Origin of the sequence: Teredinibacter purpureus, assembly GCF_014217335.1 — a bacterium.
Lineage (GTDB): Bacteria > Pseudomonadota > Gammaproteobacteria > Pseudomonadales > Cellvibrionaceae > Teredinibacter > Teredinibacter purpureus.
Genome location: NZ_CP060092.1, coordinates 233,433 through 251,207, shown reverse-complemented (window position 1 = coordinate 251,207; position 17,775 = coordinate 233,433). Strand labels below are relative to the sequence as shown.

Annotated in this window: 14 protein-coding genes; 5 read left to right on the top strand and 9 right to left on the bottom strand. The window is 46.9% G+C overall.

Features of this window, described 5'->3' with window-relative positions:
• The first annotated feature begins 716 nt into the window (after positions 1-716).
• Positions 717-3,602 carry a TonB-dependent receptor gene (locus tag H5647_RS00975; RefSeq protein WP_052691791.1) on the top strand — a complete coding sequence of 962 codons (2,886 nt, stop codon included), beginning with the start codon at positions 717-719 and terminating at the stop codon, positions 3,600-3,602.
• A 121-nt stretch (positions 3,603-3,723) separates the two neighbouring features.
• Here H5647_RS00975 and H5647_RS00970 read toward each other — a convergent pair whose 3' ends face one another.
• The 4 genes from H5647_RS00970 to H5647_RS00955 form a co-directional block, all read right to left on the bottom strand.
• Positions 3,724-4,281 carry a DUF805 domain-containing protein gene (locus H5647_RS00970; protein ID WP_052691790.1) on the bottom strand — a complete coding sequence of 186 codons (558 nt, stop codon included), beginning with the start codon at positions 4,279-4,281 and terminating at the stop codon, positions 3,724-3,726.
• Between the two features lie 154 nt (positions 4,282-4,435).
• Positions 4,436-5,482 (bottom strand): hypothetical protein, encoded by a 1,047-nt coding sequence (locus H5647_RS00965; protein ID WP_052691789.1) that lies wholly within the window; start codon positions 5,480-5,482, stop codon positions 4,436-4,438.
• Between the two features lie 25 nt (positions 5,483-5,507).
• On the bottom strand, positions 5,508-6,770 hold the full coding sequence (locus H5647_RS00960; RefSeq protein WP_052691788.1) for a cytochrome-c peroxidase: 1,263 nt from the start codon (positions 6,768-6,770) through the stop codon (positions 5,508-5,510).
• 134 nt (positions 6,771-6,904) lie between these two features.
• Complete coding sequence (locus tag H5647_RS00955) at positions 6,905-7,270, bottom strand: FixH family protein (protein WP_162926255.1); 366 nt, start codon at positions 7,268-7,270, stop codon at positions 6,905-6,907.
• 239 nt (positions 7,271-7,509) lie between these two features.
• On the opposite strand from H5647_RS00955, the gene H5647_RS00950 reads away from it, so the two are divergent.
• Positions 7,510-7,698: a hypothetical protein gene (locus tag H5647_RS00950; RefSeq protein WP_045855643.1), complete on the top strand. Its 189-nt coding sequence runs from the start codon at positions 7,510-7,512 to the stop codon at positions 7,696-7,698.
• Positions 7,699-8,074: 376 nt separating this feature from the next.
• Here H5647_RS00950 and fusA read toward each other — a convergent pair whose 3' ends face one another.
• The gene (fusA, locus tag H5647_RS00945; protein WP_045855642.1) at positions 8,075-10,162 is read right to left on the bottom strand and encodes an elongation factor G; all 2,088 of its coding nucleotides are present in this window, start codon (positions 10,160-10,162) and stop codon (positions 8,075-8,077) included.
• Between the two features lie 434 nt (positions 10,163-10,596).
• On the opposite strand from fusA, the gene H5647_RS00940 reads away from it, so the two are divergent.
• Positions 10,597-10,851 carry a DUF6316 family protein gene (locus tag H5647_RS00940; RefSeq protein WP_045855641.1) on the top strand — a complete coding sequence of 85 codons (255 nt, stop codon included), beginning with the start codon at positions 10,597-10,599 and terminating at the stop codon, positions 10,849-10,851.
• Positions 10,852-10,944: 93 nt separating this feature from the next.
• On the opposite strand, the gene H5647_RS00935 is transcribed toward H5647_RS00940, so the two are convergent.
• The 4 genes from H5647_RS00935 to H5647_RS00920 all read right to left on the bottom strand — a co-directional run bounded on the left by H5647_RS00935 (position 10,945) and on the right by H5647_RS00920 (position 13,798).
• The gene (locus H5647_RS00935) at positions 10,945-11,271 is read right to left on the bottom strand and encodes a DUF3301 domain-containing protein (RefSeq protein ID WP_045855640.1); all 327 of its coding nucleotides are present in this window, start codon (positions 11,269-11,271) and stop codon (positions 10,945-10,947) included.
• 50 nt (positions 11,272-11,321) lie between these two features.
• Complete coding sequence (locus tag H5647_RS00930) at positions 11,322-11,924, bottom strand: response regulator transcription factor (RefSeq protein ID WP_045855639.1); 603 nt, start codon at positions 11,922-11,924, stop codon at positions 11,322-11,324.
• Entirely contained in the window at positions 11,917-13,008 is a 1,092-nt protein-coding gene (locus tag H5647_RS00925; RefSeq protein WP_052691786.1) for a sensor histidine kinase, read from the bottom strand. Before H5647_RS00925 ends, H5647_RS00930 begins: the two co-directional genes overlap by 8 nt.
• Positions 13,009-13,087: 79 nt before the next feature.
• Positions 13,088-13,798: a tetratricopeptide repeat protein gene (locus tag H5647_RS00920; RefSeq protein WP_045855638.1), complete on the bottom strand. Its 711-nt coding sequence runs from the start codon at positions 13,796-13,798 to the stop codon at positions 13,088-13,090.
• 741 nt (positions 13,799-14,539) lie between these two features.
• Between H5647_RS00920 and H5647_RS00915 the strand changes: the two genes are divergently transcribed.
• Positions 14,540-16,465, top strand: a complete 1,926-nt coding sequence (locus tag H5647_RS00915; RefSeq protein WP_052691785.1) for a glycosyl hydrolase 53 family protein — start codon at positions 14,540-14,542, stop codon at positions 16,463-16,465.
• A 62-nt stretch (positions 16,466-16,527) separates the two neighbouring features.
• On the top strand, positions 16,528-17,769 hold the full coding sequence (locus H5647_RS00910; RefSeq protein WP_082086916.1) for a glycoside hydrolase family 53 protein: 1,242 nt from the start codon (positions 16,528-16,530) through the stop codon (positions 17,767-17,769).
• The last annotated feature ends 6 nt before the right edge of the window (positions 17,770-17,775 follow it).

Genomic DNA, 17,775 nt, shown 5'->3' with positions numbered 1-17,775 from the left:
TAGGACGTTAAACGCGCTATTTTTATACGGTGGCAGGAAGGGTTTAGATGTTTCACGTGGTGTTATGGGCGTGTTGCTATTAAGGGTATTTCTACGAAGATCTCGGTTGTTCTGTAAGCGGTTAGGGGCGCGAAGAGAATGGCTTTATCGAGCCGGGCGCGTGGGTGTAATGGGACTCGGTCGCCTATCCTCCGCTGGAGCAATGAGTATAAAGTATTGGCTGCAGGCACCCCTATATAGGCGTTTTCATACCGTAAATAGACCTGCGTGGCGCTAGTGCAATGTTTTTACGTGATGATAAAACGCCGGGAAACTACAGCGTTATTGCGGTGATGAGCCGTCGTTCTATATTGATAAGTGCGTTTTCGTTATCGGTGGGAGGCCAGGCTCTATGGCAGGGGCAGCCCACGAAAGAGCGGCGCGCGCCATTTTGGCGGCTAGAGTTGAACAAAAATAAACCTGTTATATGCGGATAGGCTGCTGGCGAGGGTCTTTACAAGGTTACGGTAAACGTTTACCCTAATGTCTGCTACTCGTAAGTATATGGGGGCGGCTCGGCAGGTAGTAGAGATTTACAACGTTAAGTGGAGGCATATTCCGGTTGGAATATATCGAATGGGATCACTTCTCGTACGCAGGTGAGGGGCGTGTGCTTGGCTCGTTTTATATATGAATCGAAAGTGTCTTTATATTAATGATAACAATGGGAAAACCTCATGAAAAAATTGTTTGATAACAGCAGCGCTAGTTATTTGACCATGATCTGTGCACTCGGTTTGCTTTCTGGCAACGCCGCTGCACAAACAGCTATCGACGAAGAAGAAGTGATTGTGCGTGGGTTTGCGGGCTCGCTAGAAAAAGCGTTGGACCGTAAACGCGAATCAGATTCTTTGGTTGAGGTTGTTGCCTCTGATGATTTGGGTGTATTGCCTGATGTGAGTATCACCGATTCTTTAACGCGCTTACCTGGCGTTGCGTCTTCCCGCGACCGTGGTAATGCCAGCAGTATTTCTATTCGTGGCATGGGCGCACGCTTAAATATCGCCACCATGAATAATCGTGAAATTGTTTCAGCAGAGCCTAGCCGCGACGTGCGTTACGAGCAGTTTCCTGCCGAGCTTATCGATTCTGTAGAAGTGTACAAAAGCCCTTCGGCGAACAAAGTAGAAGGCGGTATCTCCGGCTTGGTTAATATGAATATTGTTAGCCCGCTGCAAAAAAATAAGCGCATGGTATCGCTTAATGGTTACTGGATGAATAATGCCTTGGGTGATGAATTACCCGAGACCGACGGCAACGGCTACAAGGCCAGCTTTAGCTATGTCGATCAGTATGCCGACAACTTTGGTGTGGCGTTTGGTTTAGCCTACCAAGATCAGCCCTCATTACAGCGTGAAGTTACGTCATGGGCCTACAATTCTCACCCTAGCACCACGGGCGATCTGGGCTCGCCAGCTGAAGGTTTGATGTATGACAGCGGCACATGGGATGACAATGGTGTAGAGACGCCGTGGTACTCCGGTGTAGGCGACGGTACACCCGAAGACGTTACGTGGGGCGCGAAAGCCGCCAGCAAGCAAGGCAGCACGGAGCGATTGGGTGCCGTTGCCGTATTGGAGTGGGAGCCAACGGAAGCGCTTAGCTTAAAATATGACTTGTTCTACTCTCAGTTTGATATTACTGAGCGTGAAGACCAAATGTACTATGCCGATTTTGGTAATTGGCAAAATGGCAATTTAGAAGATTACATAAATTCCGATACTGATGCGGTAATTACCGAAGATTCCAATGGTGTGCAGTCTGTTGTGTCGGCGGGTTTTTACGACCCAACAGACGGAACGCATAACACGTTACACAATGCCAATTGGTTTCAGACCAACGAAATGATGAGCACAGGCTTAAATGCAGTGTATGCGGGTAGTGTGTGGCAGGTATCGGCGGATGTTGGTTACTCCGAAGCGAGTATTGACTCCGTGTGGATCGATATCGCGTCGAATCGCAACGAATCTTGGGGTGATGCAGACGGCGACGGCATTTGGACCATTACGGAATCGGCGGATATCGGCTGGGATATCCGCAGCGGTCAAATGGCAATTTGGCAAAATAATGTATCTGACGCGAACAGTGTTAGCAACCCTGCAAATTACACCCTAGATGCAACCAGCTACTCCGACGTTTGGTCGCAAGATGACAGTGGTACTTGGTACAACGCTACAGCGGCAGGTGAAATTCCGGCTGAGTTTGGTGGTTCTACCATGACCGGCGATTCAGATCGAATCCTAACGGATGCGATGACCAGCATGAATCTTGATTTTGAGCGTGAACTTGATTGGGGCACCATTGCGGGCGTCAGCTTTGGTGGGCGTTATACCTCACGCGAAAAAGAAAACGATGTTGTTACCTGGGTTAAAAATGCGAGTACAGAAGTATCGCTAGCGGACGTGGGAGCCTACAGTTATTCGTTGGGAGACAATATTGTTGCGCCAGCACTGATCGGCCTAGAGGATTGGGATGGCGTGGCACAGGATGTATTTGGCGGTTTCGCGAACCGTAGTTCAGTTGTACCGAGTGACGATGATAAGGCCGCTTCTTGGCTGCTAACCGAAGACAACGCTGCGTTATACGGCATGTTCAGTTTGTCGGGAGAAATGGGCAGCGTGCCGTTTAGCGGTAATGTAGGTGCGCGTTATGTCAGTACCTCAACGACCTCTAGCGCTTACGAACAGCAGCTTGATGGATCGCTAGCGGCGGTGTCGATCGACCATGAATACAGCGAGCTTCTGCCGTCATTGAATATGGTGTTCGAAGTCTCTGATAGCGCGCAAGTGCGATTAGGCTTGGCGAGAACGTTGTCTCGTCCACCACTAGTGGAAATGCGAGCGGGTACCACCATTCAGCGTCAAGATTTACCTTACACCATGACCCGCGGTAACCCCACATTAGATCCATTCTTGGCGAACCAATTTGACTTGGGGTATGAACTTTACTGGGGTGACAATGCCGCCGCGACGATTGGTTACTTCTATAAAGATATGTCTACACACGTGGGTAACGGCACCGATATTGTGCTGGATGAATCGGTACAAGGTGCTGGCGGTACATTAGAGCGCACAACGCCGCTTAACGGTGACGGTGGAACATTGCAGGGTATCGAACTGATGTACCAGCAGCCGTTCGATATGCTGCCAGAGCCCTTCAACGGCTTAGGTATGTTTGCGAACTACTCGTATGTGGATACCGACATTACAGAATTTACGCCAGACTCTAATCCGTACACATTAGGTGGGTTGTCTAAAGATGTGGCTAGCGTAACCTTTTGGTACGACTACAACAATTTTGATGCTCGTGTCTCGTGGAACTACCGAAGCGAGTTCACCAGTATTAATAGCTGGAACCCGAGTGATATTAGCTTGAATGATGCGGAAGCAACAATTGATGCCAGCATAGGCTATGCCGTTAACGATAACTTGAGGTTTACGCTGCAGGCGCAAAACATGACGGACGAAGCCGCCAATAACTATCGGGACAACGATACAGCACGCCCGGGTAGCTATATCGAATGGGGTCGTCGTATCTTGTTGGGCGTTAGTTACAGCCTATAAAGCGCAAGCGTTAAGCCAGTGTTAATAGGTTTGTTGCGTTGATGTTGAAAACCCAGCCGTTAGGCTGGGTTTTTTTATGGCTGACAATGATGGTTCAAGCAGATCGAAACGCTACAATAATTTAGTCACCAAAGGGCAGGTTCTGTGCCGCCTGCGCACGCGCAACATACTCTTGGTATGCGGGTAGAGCAACAGCCGCGAGAATGCCAGTCACGATGAAAGGCAATAGCAAACCAGCCCATAGTGCTGGATGGTTTTTGGTAGGTTGTGGGCCGAACCGATTGGTGCCATGGGTGCCGGAAGCAAACAGCATATAGAGCCCTAACAGTATATTAAGTAAGGGCACTAAAAAGAGCAGTAACAGCCACCCCGATTTATCCAAATCGTGTAAGCGCCTACGGGCAAGAATAGTGTACAGGGCAATCATTGGGAAATAAAACGCAGCAATAAGTAAATATAACCCTGCTGAATTTGAGCTGGTGCCCGAAGCGAAAACGGGGATAAGTAGTGCCGATGCAATACCCAATACAAAATAGATAATGATGTTGTAGAGCATGGCATACGTTAGGTAGCGCAGGCGACCAATACGACCGTTTAGAGCGAAAATGGTCGGCTGATAGTCTTCTTCTGCAATGCCTGCTTCGGATTGGGGGGCTGAATACGGGTTGCTTTCTGTCATAGAGGCTCCATTGTGGTGTCGTATTTTTGTGGAATATGGCGCAAGGGTCAAACGCTAAGCTAGCGTTATCGGCAATCCCAAGATTGTTGCGAAATTCACTGATAAAAGCAAATAGAGCGCATCAATGGTTTGTTTCGTTAATTATTCTCCACACCTACACCTTTTGTTCGCCACCCATGCTGAATAACATTCGATTAAAAATGCGCGTGGTGCGCCCTTGTTTTAGTCGCGTGGCATGGGTGCGTTCAGGTGCTTCGCCCTCAAGAATTAAGATAAGTAAAACGCCTAGAATGGGCAGGTGTCCAACTAAATCGGTAACACCCGAGACAATGGACGTAATGATAAAAATGGTAGCCAGTGTCATGCGTACTAATCTAGGGGCAAAGTTAAGGCACAACAAAAGTCCAAAGAGAGTTTCAAACAAGCCAACGAAGTACACGAAATCGGTATGTGTAAAATTATTAAACCCCACGGCTTGTATAAAATTATAGTAGCTGTGCTGTTCAACAAATAGTAGAGCGTAGCCTGTGCCAATAAATTTATTGTGGATGGCTAATTCAATCAACTGAAGCCCTAAGCCAATTCTTAAACAACATAAAGCCGCCTTTTCTCTGTTGATGCGGCGAAATAAACGTTCAAAAATATGCTTGTCAACAACACTTACTGAGGGGCCAATAAAAACAAAAGCAAGGCCTACGCCCATAAACTCAAAGAAATAGTCAAGCGCAATAAACGCCTTGAATAAAAACATATTCAGAAAGGCGACTACGCATAATGCGACACCTACAATCGTTACGGAAATTGGCAATAACACTATCACTGCGGCTTGAAGCAGTATGCCCAACATGATGAGGTGTGGTGGGAGTGTTAAGTTTGGTGCTAAGTACTCGCCTATCATTAAGTTGCAAATGAGTAGCGCGATTAAAGCCGAAAACAAACTATACCAGTGAAAATGATAATTAAAGTTCCAACTCGACAGCAGGCTGGGTAGTCGGTTTTGTATAAACTTGTGAGTAATGGTAACGGCTAAAATGTACAGTGCGATTAACCCCAAACTAAAATAAAAGCTACCATTAAGTTTAAAATCAACGGGTATAACACCTTCGGCCTCTACAAACCATCGAACATGAGCCTGTGATAGTTCCGATATCAATAATAAACATAGTGCAGTAACGCATTGTAGAGCGGGCAGTGCTTTCATGGGATATCCTAGCGGCGAAATAAAATTAGTGTTCATGGGGGTTTTGTAGTAATGGCGAGTCTTGGTTGAGGGGTGACGATAGCGTTAATAAAAAGGCTTTAAGCTGATGTTTTTCGTGCGGCAATAATCGTAAAGGGCGTATATCCATATGCTGGTTATCACGGCTTATGGCAGAATTATAATAGTCGATAACGTCGTCTAGTGTGCCTAGCCCGCCGTTATGCATATAAGGTGCAGTGTTCTCGATGTTTCGAAGTGTGGGTACTTTAAAGGCTGCGTTTAATTCATTCCCTTCTGTTTTTGCGTATCGAAGTTCCGAGCAATCTTTGTTGGTAGTGGCGTGGCGAGAAAAACAATTGAAACTATCAGTTAGTGCGGCAGTAATACCGTTTGCTCTTCCCGTTTTTTGCGTGTTTTCGCTCACGCGACTATTGATTCCCGTTGCCTGAAAATCATGATTGGTAAAAAGTTCACCGTTGTGGCAGTTAATGCACGCGGTTTTTTCCGCGTTTAGGAATAACCGTAAACCATACTGCTCTGTGAGCGAGAGGGTTGTCGTGTCGTGGTTTTTTTTATCTAGTGATTCTGCAAACTGATCAAAGCGGGAAGGTAGTGGTTGCAGTTGTGTTTCGTAAGCGGCAATCGATTTTCCCATATTGGCGAAAACTGTATCGACAGTATCGCGATCTTCCTTTGCCATTTGTTCCCAATTACTGGCCCATCGTGTATTTTGGGTGTTAGGTGTAGCGTTTAATGGAAATTTTTTGTTATCGTCAAAATTTAGGTGTTCACCGAATAGTTTTTTATACTCAGTGGCGTAATGTTTTTGTAAGGTTCGAACAGCAAACATTCTGTTACCGCCTTGTTCATGAGTATTCTCTAGCGGTGCTAGTGCTTGCGACCAAAGGCTATCTTTTCGTCCGTCCCAAAAAAACCACGGATTATGGCTGGCGCCAACAACTGTAGGGGTGTGATGCGTGCTTTCACCTATGCCGTTCACACTGAACTGTTCGCCGTCTGTAAAATATTTTTCGGGCTGATGGCAGGATGCGCACGAAACTTGTCCGTTAATGCTGAGCCGTTTATCGAAAAAAAGTTTTTGGCCCAAAAGACTTAAGGGCGTGGGTATAGACGTTGACGGATCGGATAACGATAGGCTTTGTATTACGCTGCGTTCTTCGTCACTCCAGCGTAAATAGTGACTGCTGATGGTGTTGTCCGTAAAAAAGCAAGCGCACAGTAAGGGTAAGCACGTTGTGTAGATGGCTATTGTAAATAGTCTGTTCATTGCTATTGGTTACATCCTTTTTGCGGTCGACGTTGGCGCTCGTAATGTTCACCTTAAAGGGGGACGCGTATTTCTCAAGCCAGTGATGGTCTGTAATGGTGTAGGGCTTACTCAATAATGGGTAGATGTCGCTCTTAATTTGTTACGGTAAAGGTATGGGTTACGGTGTTTTCCACGTCTTTATTGAGTGTGAAAATTAGCATCCACTCTCCTGCCATTTGAAATTTTAATCCCTTTATTTCAAATTCTCCCTCTATCGTGTTTTTGATTTCGGGGTTTGTGGGTAGCCCGTGCATGTGTTTCGGCATTTTTCCGTCTAATGATATGGATAAAATGTTAGGTGAGTTTTTGTTGTTATTTTTAATTGTAATAAACCACGTATGAAATTCGTTGAGCGGAATATTTTCAGGTTGTGTGTATAGCTTGATAGAGTGCTGGTCGGTTGTGTAGTGCCCTTGAAGGTAGGGGGCGCAAAGTGTTTCAGCGCTAATAATGCACACGCTAATCACCAAAAGTATTAAAAAATATTTTTTCATCATGACGCTTTTTTTATTCGATATGCAGAGCAATAAAACATTTTGCCCTCTAAAAGAGTGCCGAAAGCTTAAATTAGAAAATGTAGTGGAAGTAGGCGTGGACCGTTAATTTAAGTTCGTTGTTGATTTGAATCAATAGAGTGGGCGCGTTGGTTTGTTTGTGGCGAAGTAATGCATTTTTTATTGCGGGTAGGGCGTAGTTAATGGATGAGTCTTTCGGCGTTGAGAATGTTATTGGTTGCTATCTGAAGTGTAGCGGTTTCTGGATGGCATTACATGGAACAGCGTTATTCACTTTTTTGATTGGCGTGGTAAAGTTTTATTTAACAGTTAACGTTTTTTGTCGTGATAATTATTCGTTGGTGTCGGCGTTACATTTTTCTGGCGTCTAAAGTGTAAAAATGAAATAGACATAAAAAAATAGTGGCGCGATTAGTGTAGGGTTGAGAAAAATTTAAATGAAACGATAAGCGAAAAGATAGATGAAAAGGTAAGCGGAAAGGTAAACGAAAATATAAAAACGTATATTAAAACCTCGTTATTGGGAGGTTGTCGGGCCCCGAGGTTCAGAGTGTTGAGGTAAAGGCTCTGGTGGTTAGCAGAGGTTAATACCTCTTAGTGGGTAGAGGCGCATCGCTTGTGATGATGCTCTTCGCGCGTGAAACGTTATGTTGGCAGGCGGTCGATTGTCTGGCCTGAATAAATCCAGGCAAAAAAAAGCCCTGCTAAGGTTTGTTAGCAGAGCTTTTTAAAAGGCAGGGGCGAAGCTTACTTTTTAGCGGCTTGGCGCTCTTTTTCTTCTGCGATAACCGTTTCAGCTACGTTAGCTGGGCAGTGCATGTAGTGTGAGAACTCCATAGAGAACTGACCACGGCCGGATGTCATAGTACGCAAGGTTCCAATGTAACCAAACATTTCAGCCAACGGAACGTCAGCTTTAATACGTACACCGGTTACGCCCGCTTCTTGATCTTTGATCATACCGCGACGGCGGTTCAGGTCACCAATTACATCACCTACGTGATCTTCTGGTGTGAACACGTCAACCTTCATGATGGGTTCTAGTAATTGAGCACCGGCTTTAGGAATAGACTGACGGAAAGCGCCACGAGCAGCAATTTCAAAGGCAACAGCCGAGGAGTCAACCGCGTGATAACCACCGTCGAACAGTTCAATTTCAACGTCCAGTACAGGGAAGCCTGCCAAAGTACCTGTGTGCATCATGCTGGCAAAACCCTTCTCAATCGCTGGGAAGAATTCTTTCGGTACGTTACCGCCCACAACAGAGGAGGTAAACTTGAAGCCAGTACCAGGCTCTGCAGGACGAATATGGTAGTCGATCTTACCGAACTGACCCGAACCACCGGATTGCTTCTTGTGGGTGTAGGAATCTTCGATAGCCTTGGTAATGGTCTCGCGGTAAGCCACTTGTGGTTTACCCACTTCAAGCTCTACAGCGTAGGTGCGCTTAAGGATGTCCACTTTAATATCCAAGTGTAATTCACCCATGCCGCGTAAAATAGTTTCGCCAGAGTCTTCATCGGTTTCAACACGGAAAGAAGGATCTTCTGCAACCATTTTACCAATGGCAATACCCATTTTTTCTGAGCCGCCTTTATCTTTAGGCTTAACAGCAATGGAGATAACGGGCTCGGGGAATACCATCGGCTCAAGCGTACAAGCGTGCTTGGGATCACATAGTGTGTGACCGGTTTGTACGTTCTTCATGCCTACGATGGCAATAATGTCGCCGGCTTGTGCGCGGTCGATTTCGTTGCGATCATCTGCGTGCATCTCTACCATGCGGCCGATACGCTCGGTTTTGCCGGTAAAGGAGTTAAGGATGGTGGTACCTTTTTCGAGTACGCCCGAATAGATGCGCACGAATGTGAGAGCACCGAAGCGGTCATCCATTATTTTAAATGCCAATGCGCGTAAAGGCTCTTCTTCAGATACGGTGGCAACTTCACCGGTAGGGTTACCTTCTTCGTCGGTCAATGGCTGGGGATCAACTTCGGTAGGGCAGGGTAGGTAATCAACAACGGCGTCTAGTACAAGCTGAACACCTTTGTTTTTAAAGGCGGAACCACAGTAAGTGGGGAAGAAATCCAGTGCGATGGTGCCCTTACGAATACATTTCTTGATGTCTTCTATAGAAGGAACTTCACCTTCCATGTAGGCCATCATCAGGTCGTCGTCTTGCTCAACAGCTGTTTCGAGTAGTTGCTCGTGGTACATATCCACGTCGTCAACCATGTCAGCAGGTACATCTAGCACTTCGTAGTTTTCAGGAAGACCGGTGTCATCCCATACGTAAGCTTTCTTGGTGAGAACGTCCACAACACCTACAAAATCATCTTCGATACCGATAGGAAGGGTCATAATCAGTGGCGTTGCACCGAGTACTTTTTTAACTTGATCGGTTACGCGGTAGAAATCTGCACCCATACGGTCGAGTTTGTTCACGAAAATGATACGAGCAACTTCAGATTCGTTCGCGTAGCGCCAGTTAGTTTCAGACTGAGGCTCAACACCACCAGAACCACAGAAAACACCTACGCCGCCATCGAGTACTTTAAGCGAACGGTAAACTTCAACAGTGAAGTCAACGTGTCCTGGTGTATCGATGATGTTCATGCGGTGGTCTTTCCAGAAGCAGGTTGTCGCTGCAGACTGAATCGTAATGCCGCGCTCTTGTTCCTGTTCCATGAAGTCGGTAGTGGCGGCACCATCGTGTACTTCACCGGTGCGGTGAATTTTACCTGTGAGCTTAAGAATACGCTCGGTGGTGGTGGTTTTACCGGCATCAACGTGGGCGAAGATGCCTATGTTTCTGTATTTGGCTAACTCGGTCATAACGCTACTCTATATATGTGTGCTGAATATCTGCTTAGGCTAAAAATGTGCGCAAAGATACACGATTTCGCTGAAGATTTTTACTAAAAAATAGATTGATTTACGGTTACTTAAGGGTTTATAGCGCGTATAGCGTATTTAGGGGTGTGTTTTCGATCTTTTTGGCGCGCAAAGGTGATTCATTGAGTCAATAAAGGCGCCGAGTTATGCGCTTTTTTCATGAAAAACTGTGCAAGAACAAAAATGGTTGATATAATTTTGTGACGAACTTCACATTAATGTCGGTTATATTTACATTTTGCCGCATAATTGTGTGTTTTTAAACAAAAAACGAGTGTCCCATCCTTATTTGATCCTAAATAAGGAGCGTGATGCTACGGCGTGGCGATTTTCGTGTGCGTTTAAACGACATATTGAGATAGATGGAGGGGTATATGGTGAGTGAAGTGATTCGCCGAGAGGGAGAAGAAGATAAAGTGTGGTATCGCACTGAGCGTTGCTTTCGGATAGGTACCGATTGGTATATTGCGACGCGAGAAGAGGGTGACATTGGGCCGTTTGGTTCGCGAACGGTTGCCGAAAGATCGGTTCCGCGTTACGTGAATATTATGAAAGATGAAGGCGAGGCGGGTACGTTTGCCAAAAAGCTCGCTATTCAAGGTGTTTGGGCTGCCACTCATTTCACCTAGGTCATCACTATACGGCTAAGTGATGTAAATCACCGCTGGCTTGGCAATGTGAATTTAACTAACAGCCCTGTTCTTAGAACGGGGCTGTTGTCGTTAGTCTTCCGGTTCTTGCTCTTTAAATGGCGCAAGCTCTAGCCCGAGTAACCGCTTGCCGGCGAATACGGCATTGCCCGGGTATCGCACATCGCCTACAGACGAAAACTCAAAGTTGTAGCGCCGCTCAATCGCGAAAAGTGAATGAGAGGAGCGGCAAAGTCTCATACTGCGTAAGACAATGCTTTGATCTAAAAGGGTGACGCCTGCTTTTTCGGTGCGGCGTTTAACCACGGTATAGGCGCGCTGACTAATGCCGAGGTGTTGCCAGATACCGATACCGGCAACGAATAGGAAACTGAGTAGTGTAAGGTCTGAAAGTGTCATGTCGCTATTCTAAACTGAAAAAGCCTTGAGTACTTCTTTACTGTGGTGTTTTAGAGCCAACCTTTTTGCTTGGCTAAGCGCGCGGCATCTATTCGGTTAGTGGCGTTGAGCTTGGATATAGCTTCAGATAGATAGTTGCGTACGGTTCCTTCGGAAAGAAACAGTGCGACGGCTATATCGGCCGTCGATTTCCCTTCGCCGGCGAGTTGCAGCGCCTTTCGTTCTTTCTCCGTTAGAGGGTCTTGTATGTCCAAGGCCGCGATGGCCAGTTCTGGGTCAATTACTTTTCGTCCCTGCATAATGCGTCTTAGTGCTTGGGCGAGATCTTCTGACGGGGCATCTTTCAATAGAAAGGCATCCACTCCGGCGCTGAGCGCACGCTTAATATAACCGGCGCGGCCAAACGTGGTGACGATGGCGGTTTTAATGTGCGGGTAGCGTTCGCGTACCTGTTCTATGAGTTCTATGCCGGTGATTTTAGGCATTTCAATATCAGTAAGCACTATGTCGAAGTCCAGCGTTTTTATGCGCTCTAGCGCTTGCTGGCCGTTCTCCGCTTGCCCCACAATTTCTATATCGCCTTCAAGCTGCAGTAGCGCGCATAGCGCGCCGCGCACTAACGCCTGGTCTTCCACGATGAATACTTTAAGCATTATTGTAGCTCTCAAGTGTAAGCGTTAGATGGAACCCGTTGTGGTTGGTAATCGTCATATTACCGTTAAAGGCTTCAAGCCGTTCATTAATACCGGTTAGGCCGTTGCCCATACAATAATCTTGGTTGCTGCCATTGTCTGAGATTGTCACGCCTAGCGCGGAGCTTGTTTTGCTGAGTGTAATCGAAGCACTGTTGCCGTTGCTGTGCCGTAGAATATTGGTGACCGCTTCTGTAATCATTAATATAAGAGCAGCTTCTTGTCGGGCCTGTAAGTGTTTGAGGGGGTTGTGTAGCGTTACGCTAAAGCTAGCACTTTCCAAACGTGACTGCAGGCGTGCCAGCTGTTCGTTTAATCCGCTGTATTTGTAACCGCTTATAGCGCGCCTTACATCGCTCAACGCTTCGCTTGCGAGTGTGGCGACTTGGCTCACTTCATCTAATGCCATTGTCATATTACCGTTGTCACCCAATTTCTTAGCTAATTGTGCTTTGAGCGCAATGCTTGAGAGTGTGTGGCCTAGCGTGTCGTGAAGGTCTCGCGCTATTCGTTCGCGTTCAGCAACGGTGGCCAGTTGTTTTTTTTCCTCTGAGCTTGTGTATTCACGCCTGCGGTGAAGGTCCTCTTGTCGGAGGTATGCGCCGAGAAAACTCATGGCAATGGAGGTGATTAAGCCCGGAAATAAATAATAGGAGTACCAGAGGTTAAATAATTTGGCGGCACTTAACAGGCTAATAATAATGACGCTGCTAATCAAAAAACCGCGTGGTTTAGGTGAGTAGAAGCAGCCAAAAAAAGCGGCGTAACCTAGAAATACGCTTGAGGAAGGGTTGAGGTAAGAACCGAAAAAACCAAGCGCTATCATGCTGAGTGTGAGTGCTAGCATATTCTTGGGGCTAGAGTGAATTAGCGCGCTGTAGTTCCACGCGAACAGGCCGTAGAGGGCAAGCGAGGGAACAACAAAATGTAGTGTGAGCTCGGCGTAGGCAAACGAGAAAAAGAAAAAGCCGCTAAACATAAAGGAGATCCAGCTCCAGGGGTTATTCATTTTTGGCTGAGCGGCTGATAGGTGAGGCGACGGCATGTTGGTGTCCTAGTGTTTAGGGTGTCTGTCAATCGATAAGCAAAAGAAGCCAGTGGATAACCGCTGGCTTAAGGCGAATTTACGGCGCTGGGTGGCTGTTAAGTAGCATGCTTGCCCAGCCGCCATCGGGGTTTATGTCTAGCGCTTTGCCCCAATGTTTACGTGCGCTGCCTGTATCGCCAAGTTCTAAATAGCAAAGCCCTAGCCATATGTGCGCATCACTGTAGCCCCAGTGGTTACCCGATTGGCGGTCACTTGGGAAGGCCGCTACCGCACGTATTAATGCATCTCTTGCCGCCGTTTTGCTTCCGCCAAACATTGCAGGCTTATTGAAATCCATAATACCTTTAAACATCTGAACCCGTGGGTTTTCCTTGTCCAGCATTTCGGCGAGAGTGATGTGGTCGTGTGCACGTGGGCCATAAACCATGGCTTTGGATGGGTTTAGGCTAATGCTGTACCCGTAGAGATTTCCTAGCAGTGCTTGTGCTTCTGCATCTTCTGGGTGGCTTTCGCAATGGGACGCTATGTCATCAATAAGCCCATTCAGGGTGCTAGTAGCAAGTGTGGGTTGCTTTTCGAATTGGTATTTCAAGACCAGTCTATAACGCGCCACAAATTGATCGTATCCGGATATGTCGTTAGCAAGTTGCTCCAGTTGGGCAGCGTCTTGTGTGTGAAAGGCGTGTTCGATCGCGTCGATATTGCTTTGGTCGGCGTGGCTGGTGCATGCCAAAAATACGCTAGCGGTTGTAATAAGGGTTGTGGCGAGTTGCTTAAAAATTGTCATGGTATTTACTCCGTGGAAAGCAGGCCGTTCTCGGTATTGAGGCGGTCGCTGCAAGGTGGAGCCAGTGTCTGGTATTCGGATGTTGAGGGTAATAGAGCTTTGTCACTAGGTTGGGTGACAAGTGTCATGCCTTGGCGTTGGCGCGTAAATAATTTCCATAAGGGGGGTTTACTAAACAAAGGAAAACGTTTACCTTATGCTTCATGGTGCATTAAGACCTAAATAAAGGTTTTAATTAGGTAAACGTGTAAGCTTTATTTTGGTTGTTATTCGATCTGTTTTGTGTGTGTCTTGTCCCGATTAGCGAGCAGCTTTAGGTGAGTGGATTGGAGTCTTTCGAGAGTATTTACTCAATTTTAGTGCAGGTTCGAGGGCGGATGAGGGCTATGAGATGAGAGCGGTTAAACGTTTGCAATGCATTGGCCACACAGATTGTGTTGGGTGCAGTCCGCCATGGTTGAAGGCAGATGTTGCGCTTACATCTGCGGGCAATCACTTAAAGAATTCGACCCATTGTTTACGGGCCAAAGCCGGTGAAGGATGTGGTCAAAAAACTAGCATAGACCTCTCCTGGAAATGTTAGGTTAGGATTTGCCGGCCGCATTGCAGCCGGCTTTTTTTTCTTTAGAAAAATAGATTGTAGTATTTTTGCGCAGCTTGTGGTCGCAAAAGCTACAGCCATAGAGGTAAAGCACTGCATAAGTAGTGAGTTTAATAAATATAATAAATTGAGGTTTTGTGATGAAAAAATCTTTCATGACGTTTTTAATCGTGTCACTGTGCTGTGCATCGGCACACTCGTTCTATAAGGGAGCGGATCTCTCTTACGTCAATGAAATGGAAGATTGCGGCGCGACCTATTACGAGAATAATACGGCCAAAGACCCATACCAACTATTTGCAGATCACGGTACTAATTTAGTTCGTATCCGCCTGTGGCACGATCCCACTGCGCGAACGGAAGGGCCCAGCAGTTACTCTTCCTATAACGATGTTGTTGAAAGTATTCAGCGAGCGAAAAATGCCGGCATGCGGGTATTGCTAGATTTTCATTACTCGGATAACTGGACCGACCCCGGTGAGCAGCATATCCCTCATGCGTGGGCGTATTTGGTTAACGATACCAGTGCCTTAGCTGCTGAGCTTTACGAGTACACTTATGAAACGCTGAGCGATTTAAATGCATTGGGTTTAATGCCTGAACTGGTGCAAGTGGGTAATGAGACCAATGGCAATATTATGGTTGCCAGTGAAGATGACCTCTACCCTGTTGATTGGTCTCGCCAGTCTACTCTCTTTAATGCGGGTATTAGCGCTGTTCGAGACGCGGGCAAAAACGCTGCGATCCAACCCAAGATAGTATTACACGTTGCCGACCCTAACGAAGGTGAATGGTGGTTTTCTGATGCGACGGCTAACGGTATCAATGACTTTGATGTGATCGGTTTAAGCTACTACCCCGAGTGGCATGATGGTGATGTGAATGATGTGACAAGCATTATGCAAAACCTTAAAAACCAGCATGGCAAAGAAGTGATGATTGTTGAAGTGGGCGTGCCTTGGAGTTCGGACTCTGACGACGATGCCACCAACATGTTGAGTGAGTACCCCGGTAATTGGGGAAGCCCCTCGGCGACGGTTCAGTCAAATTTTCTGGTGAGTTTGGCCAACGAGGTTCACGCTATTGGTGGTTACGGGGTTATCTACTGGGAGCCATCGTGGGTGTCTACCCGTTGTAGCACGCAGTGGGGCACAGGTTCCCACTGGGAAAACGCAACCTTCTTTGACTTTGACCATAACCTTATTCCGAATGGCGGAGTGAATTACCTTGAACAAACCTATGGCGATGGCAGCTTGCCGTCAACGGGCTCATCAAGTTCTAGCACCTCAAGTAGCGCGAGTTCGTCTTCATCTAGCCTTGCGCCCGTTGACGGCAACGTAACTTTTCGCGTGGATATGAGCAGTGCGTCGGGCAGTGGTTATGTCACGGGTGACTTCAACAGCTGGACGGTTGTAGAAATGACCGCTGAAGGCAACGGTGTTTTTGCATTTTCTACCGATGTTACAGAAGGCTCCGAAGGCGCTTATTATTTTTTAAGCGGAAATGATTGGGCTTCGCGAGAAACGGTTCCTGCGGCATGTGCATTGAAATGGGATTCTGATCGCGAATATGTGATTGGTCGCGGCCATAATACTTTTGCTTACACCTGGGCGAGTTGCGATGCGGTTAGTATCGTGCAGCCAACGCCAACGCCAACGCCAACGCCAACGCCAACGCCAACGCCAACGCCTACACCTACACCTACACCTACACCTACACCTACACCTACAGCAGAGCCAACGCCTGAATACGGTGGAGACAACGTTGTTTTTAAAGTCGATATGCAGGATACGTCGGGCAATGCCTATATTACCGGTGATTTTAATGGCAGTGGCGGCTGGCAAATTGTCGCTATGACCGACGAAGGTAATGGTATTTATTCTTACTCACTAACGCTGAGTAACGGAGCGAGCGGTGCTTACTATTTCTTAAATGGAAACGACTGGAGCACAAGAGAAAACGTTCCAAGTCGATGTGCTGCGAAATGGGATTCCGATCGAGAGTATGTTATTGCGAGCGGTACTAATTTATTTGCCTTTAAATGGGCCAGTTGCGACAGTTTTTAAAGTCTATTCCCCCGGGAGATGCTCGGGGGCTTTTTTTTATTACTATTGAGTAGAGCTGTACTATGTTAAATCGTCCAACCCAATGGGTCTTTACACTGTTTTTGGTGCTTGCGCTTAATGGTTGTGGGGGTGGTGGTCAATCGAGCGGAGATAATTCTTCCAGCGTTTCTTCAAGCAGCGCTTCCAGTAGCTCCGCAGCGCAAACCGGCGGTGATGACACTAGCCCACGGTTGGCATTAGCGGATATTCAATTACCTGATAATAGCCGGTTTTTTCTGGGGGCCGATTTATCTTACGTGAATGAGATGGAAGATTGCGGTGTGCAATACCAGCGCGATGGCGCATTCGAAGATCCTTACACCTTATTTGCAGACGCCGGCACAAACTTAGTGCGTGTTCGATTGTGGCACACGCCAGATTGGACACAGTATTCTGATTTAACCGATGTAATTGAAACGCTAACACGTGCGAAAAATGCGGGTATGCCTGTGCTATTAGATTTCCATTATTCAGACACCTGGGCGGACCCCGAAAAGCAAATAACACCTGCCGCATGGGAACACTTACAAAATGATACTCAGGCGCTTGGGGAAGCACTTTACGACTACACCTTTGGCACACTTACCGCGCTCAATAGCCTAGGATTGTTGCCCGAAATGGTGCAAGTGGGTAACGAAACCAATAACGAAATTTTACAGCCTGAAGATGCGGCGAATAGCGGCGGAATCGACTGGGCACGTAACGCATTGTTACTGAATAAGGGGCTACAAGCGGTTGCCGATTTTAATCGTGAACACGGCACACAAGTAGAGCGCATTCTGCATATTGCGCAACCTGAAAATGCACAGTGGTGGTTTGGGCAAGCGCAAGCAGCAGGTATAACTGATTTCGATATCATCGGATTAAGTTATTACGGGAAATGGTCTACGGTTAAAGTCGATCGCGTGGGCGAGTCAATTTCTACGCTACGGTCAACCTATAACAAAGACGTGATGATTGTTGAAACCGCCTATCCCTGGACATTGCAAGGTTTCGATCAGGCCAGTAACGTTCTCGGTGCTGATAGCTTGCTTGCGGAGTATGAGGCCACGCCAGAAGATCAGTTACAATACATGATAGACCTTACCGACCAAGTCGCTTCGGCGGGTGGTTTGGGTGTTGTTTATTGGGAACCCGCGTGGGTTAGCTCTCAATGCGCAACGCTTTGGGGGACAGGATCCCACTGGGAGAATGCCGCTTTTTTTGATTCTGGTAACAATAATGTTGCGTTGCCGGCTATGTCTATTTTTTCCATTACCCAATAAGAAGTA

Excerpts from the sequence above, each read along its gene's own strand:
- H5647_RS00975 (WP_052691791.1), top strand. The coding sequence starts at position 717 with ATGAAAAAATTGTTTGATAACAGCAGCGCTAGTTATTTGACCATGATC.
- H5647_RS00970 (WP_052691790.1), bottom strand. The coding sequence starts at position 4,281 with ATGACAGAAAGCAACCCGTATTCAGCCCCCCAATCCGAAGCAGGCATT.
- H5647_RS00965 (WP_052691789.1), bottom strand. The coding sequence starts at position 5,482 with ATGAAAGCACTGCCCGCTCTACAATGCGTTACTGCACTATGTTTATTA.
- H5647_RS00960 (WP_052691788.1), bottom strand. The coding sequence starts at position 6,770 with ATGAACAGACTATTTACAATAGCCATCTACACAACGTGCTTACCCTTA.
- H5647_RS00950 (WP_045855643.1), top strand. The coding sequence starts at position 7,510 with ATGGATGAGTCTTTCGGCGTTGAGAATGTTATTGGTTGCTATCTGAAG.
- fusA (WP_045855642.1), bottom strand. The coding sequence starts at position 10,162 with ATGACCGAGTTAGCCAAATACAGAAACATAGGCATCTTCGCCCACGTT.
- H5647_RS00940 (WP_045855641.1), top strand. The coding sequence starts at position 10,597 with ATGGTGAGTGAAGTGATTCGCCGAGAGGGAGAAGAAGATAAAGTGTGG.
- H5647_RS00935 (WP_045855640.1), bottom strand. The coding sequence starts at position 11,271 with ATGACACTTTCAGACCTTACACTACTCAGTTTCCTATTCGTTGCCGGT.
- H5647_RS00930 (WP_045855639.1), bottom strand. The coding sequence starts at position 11,924 with ATGCTTAAAGTATTCATCGTGGAAGACCAGGCGTTAGTGCGCGGCGCG.
- H5647_RS00925 (WP_052691786.1), bottom strand. The coding sequence starts at position 13,008 with ATGCCGTCGCCTCACCTATCAGCCGCTCAGCCAAAAATGAATAACCCC.
- H5647_RS00920 (WP_045855638.1), bottom strand. The coding sequence starts at position 13,798 with ATGACAATTTTTAAGCAACTCGCCACAACCCTTATTACAACCGCTAGC.
- H5647_RS00915 (WP_052691785.1), top strand. The coding sequence starts at position 14,540 with ATGAAAAAATCTTTCATGACGTTTTTAATCGTGTCACTGTGCTGTGCA.
- H5647_RS00910 (WP_082086916.1), top strand. The coding sequence starts at position 16,528 with ATGTTAAATCGTCCAACCCAATGGGTCTTTACACTGTTTTTGGTGCTT.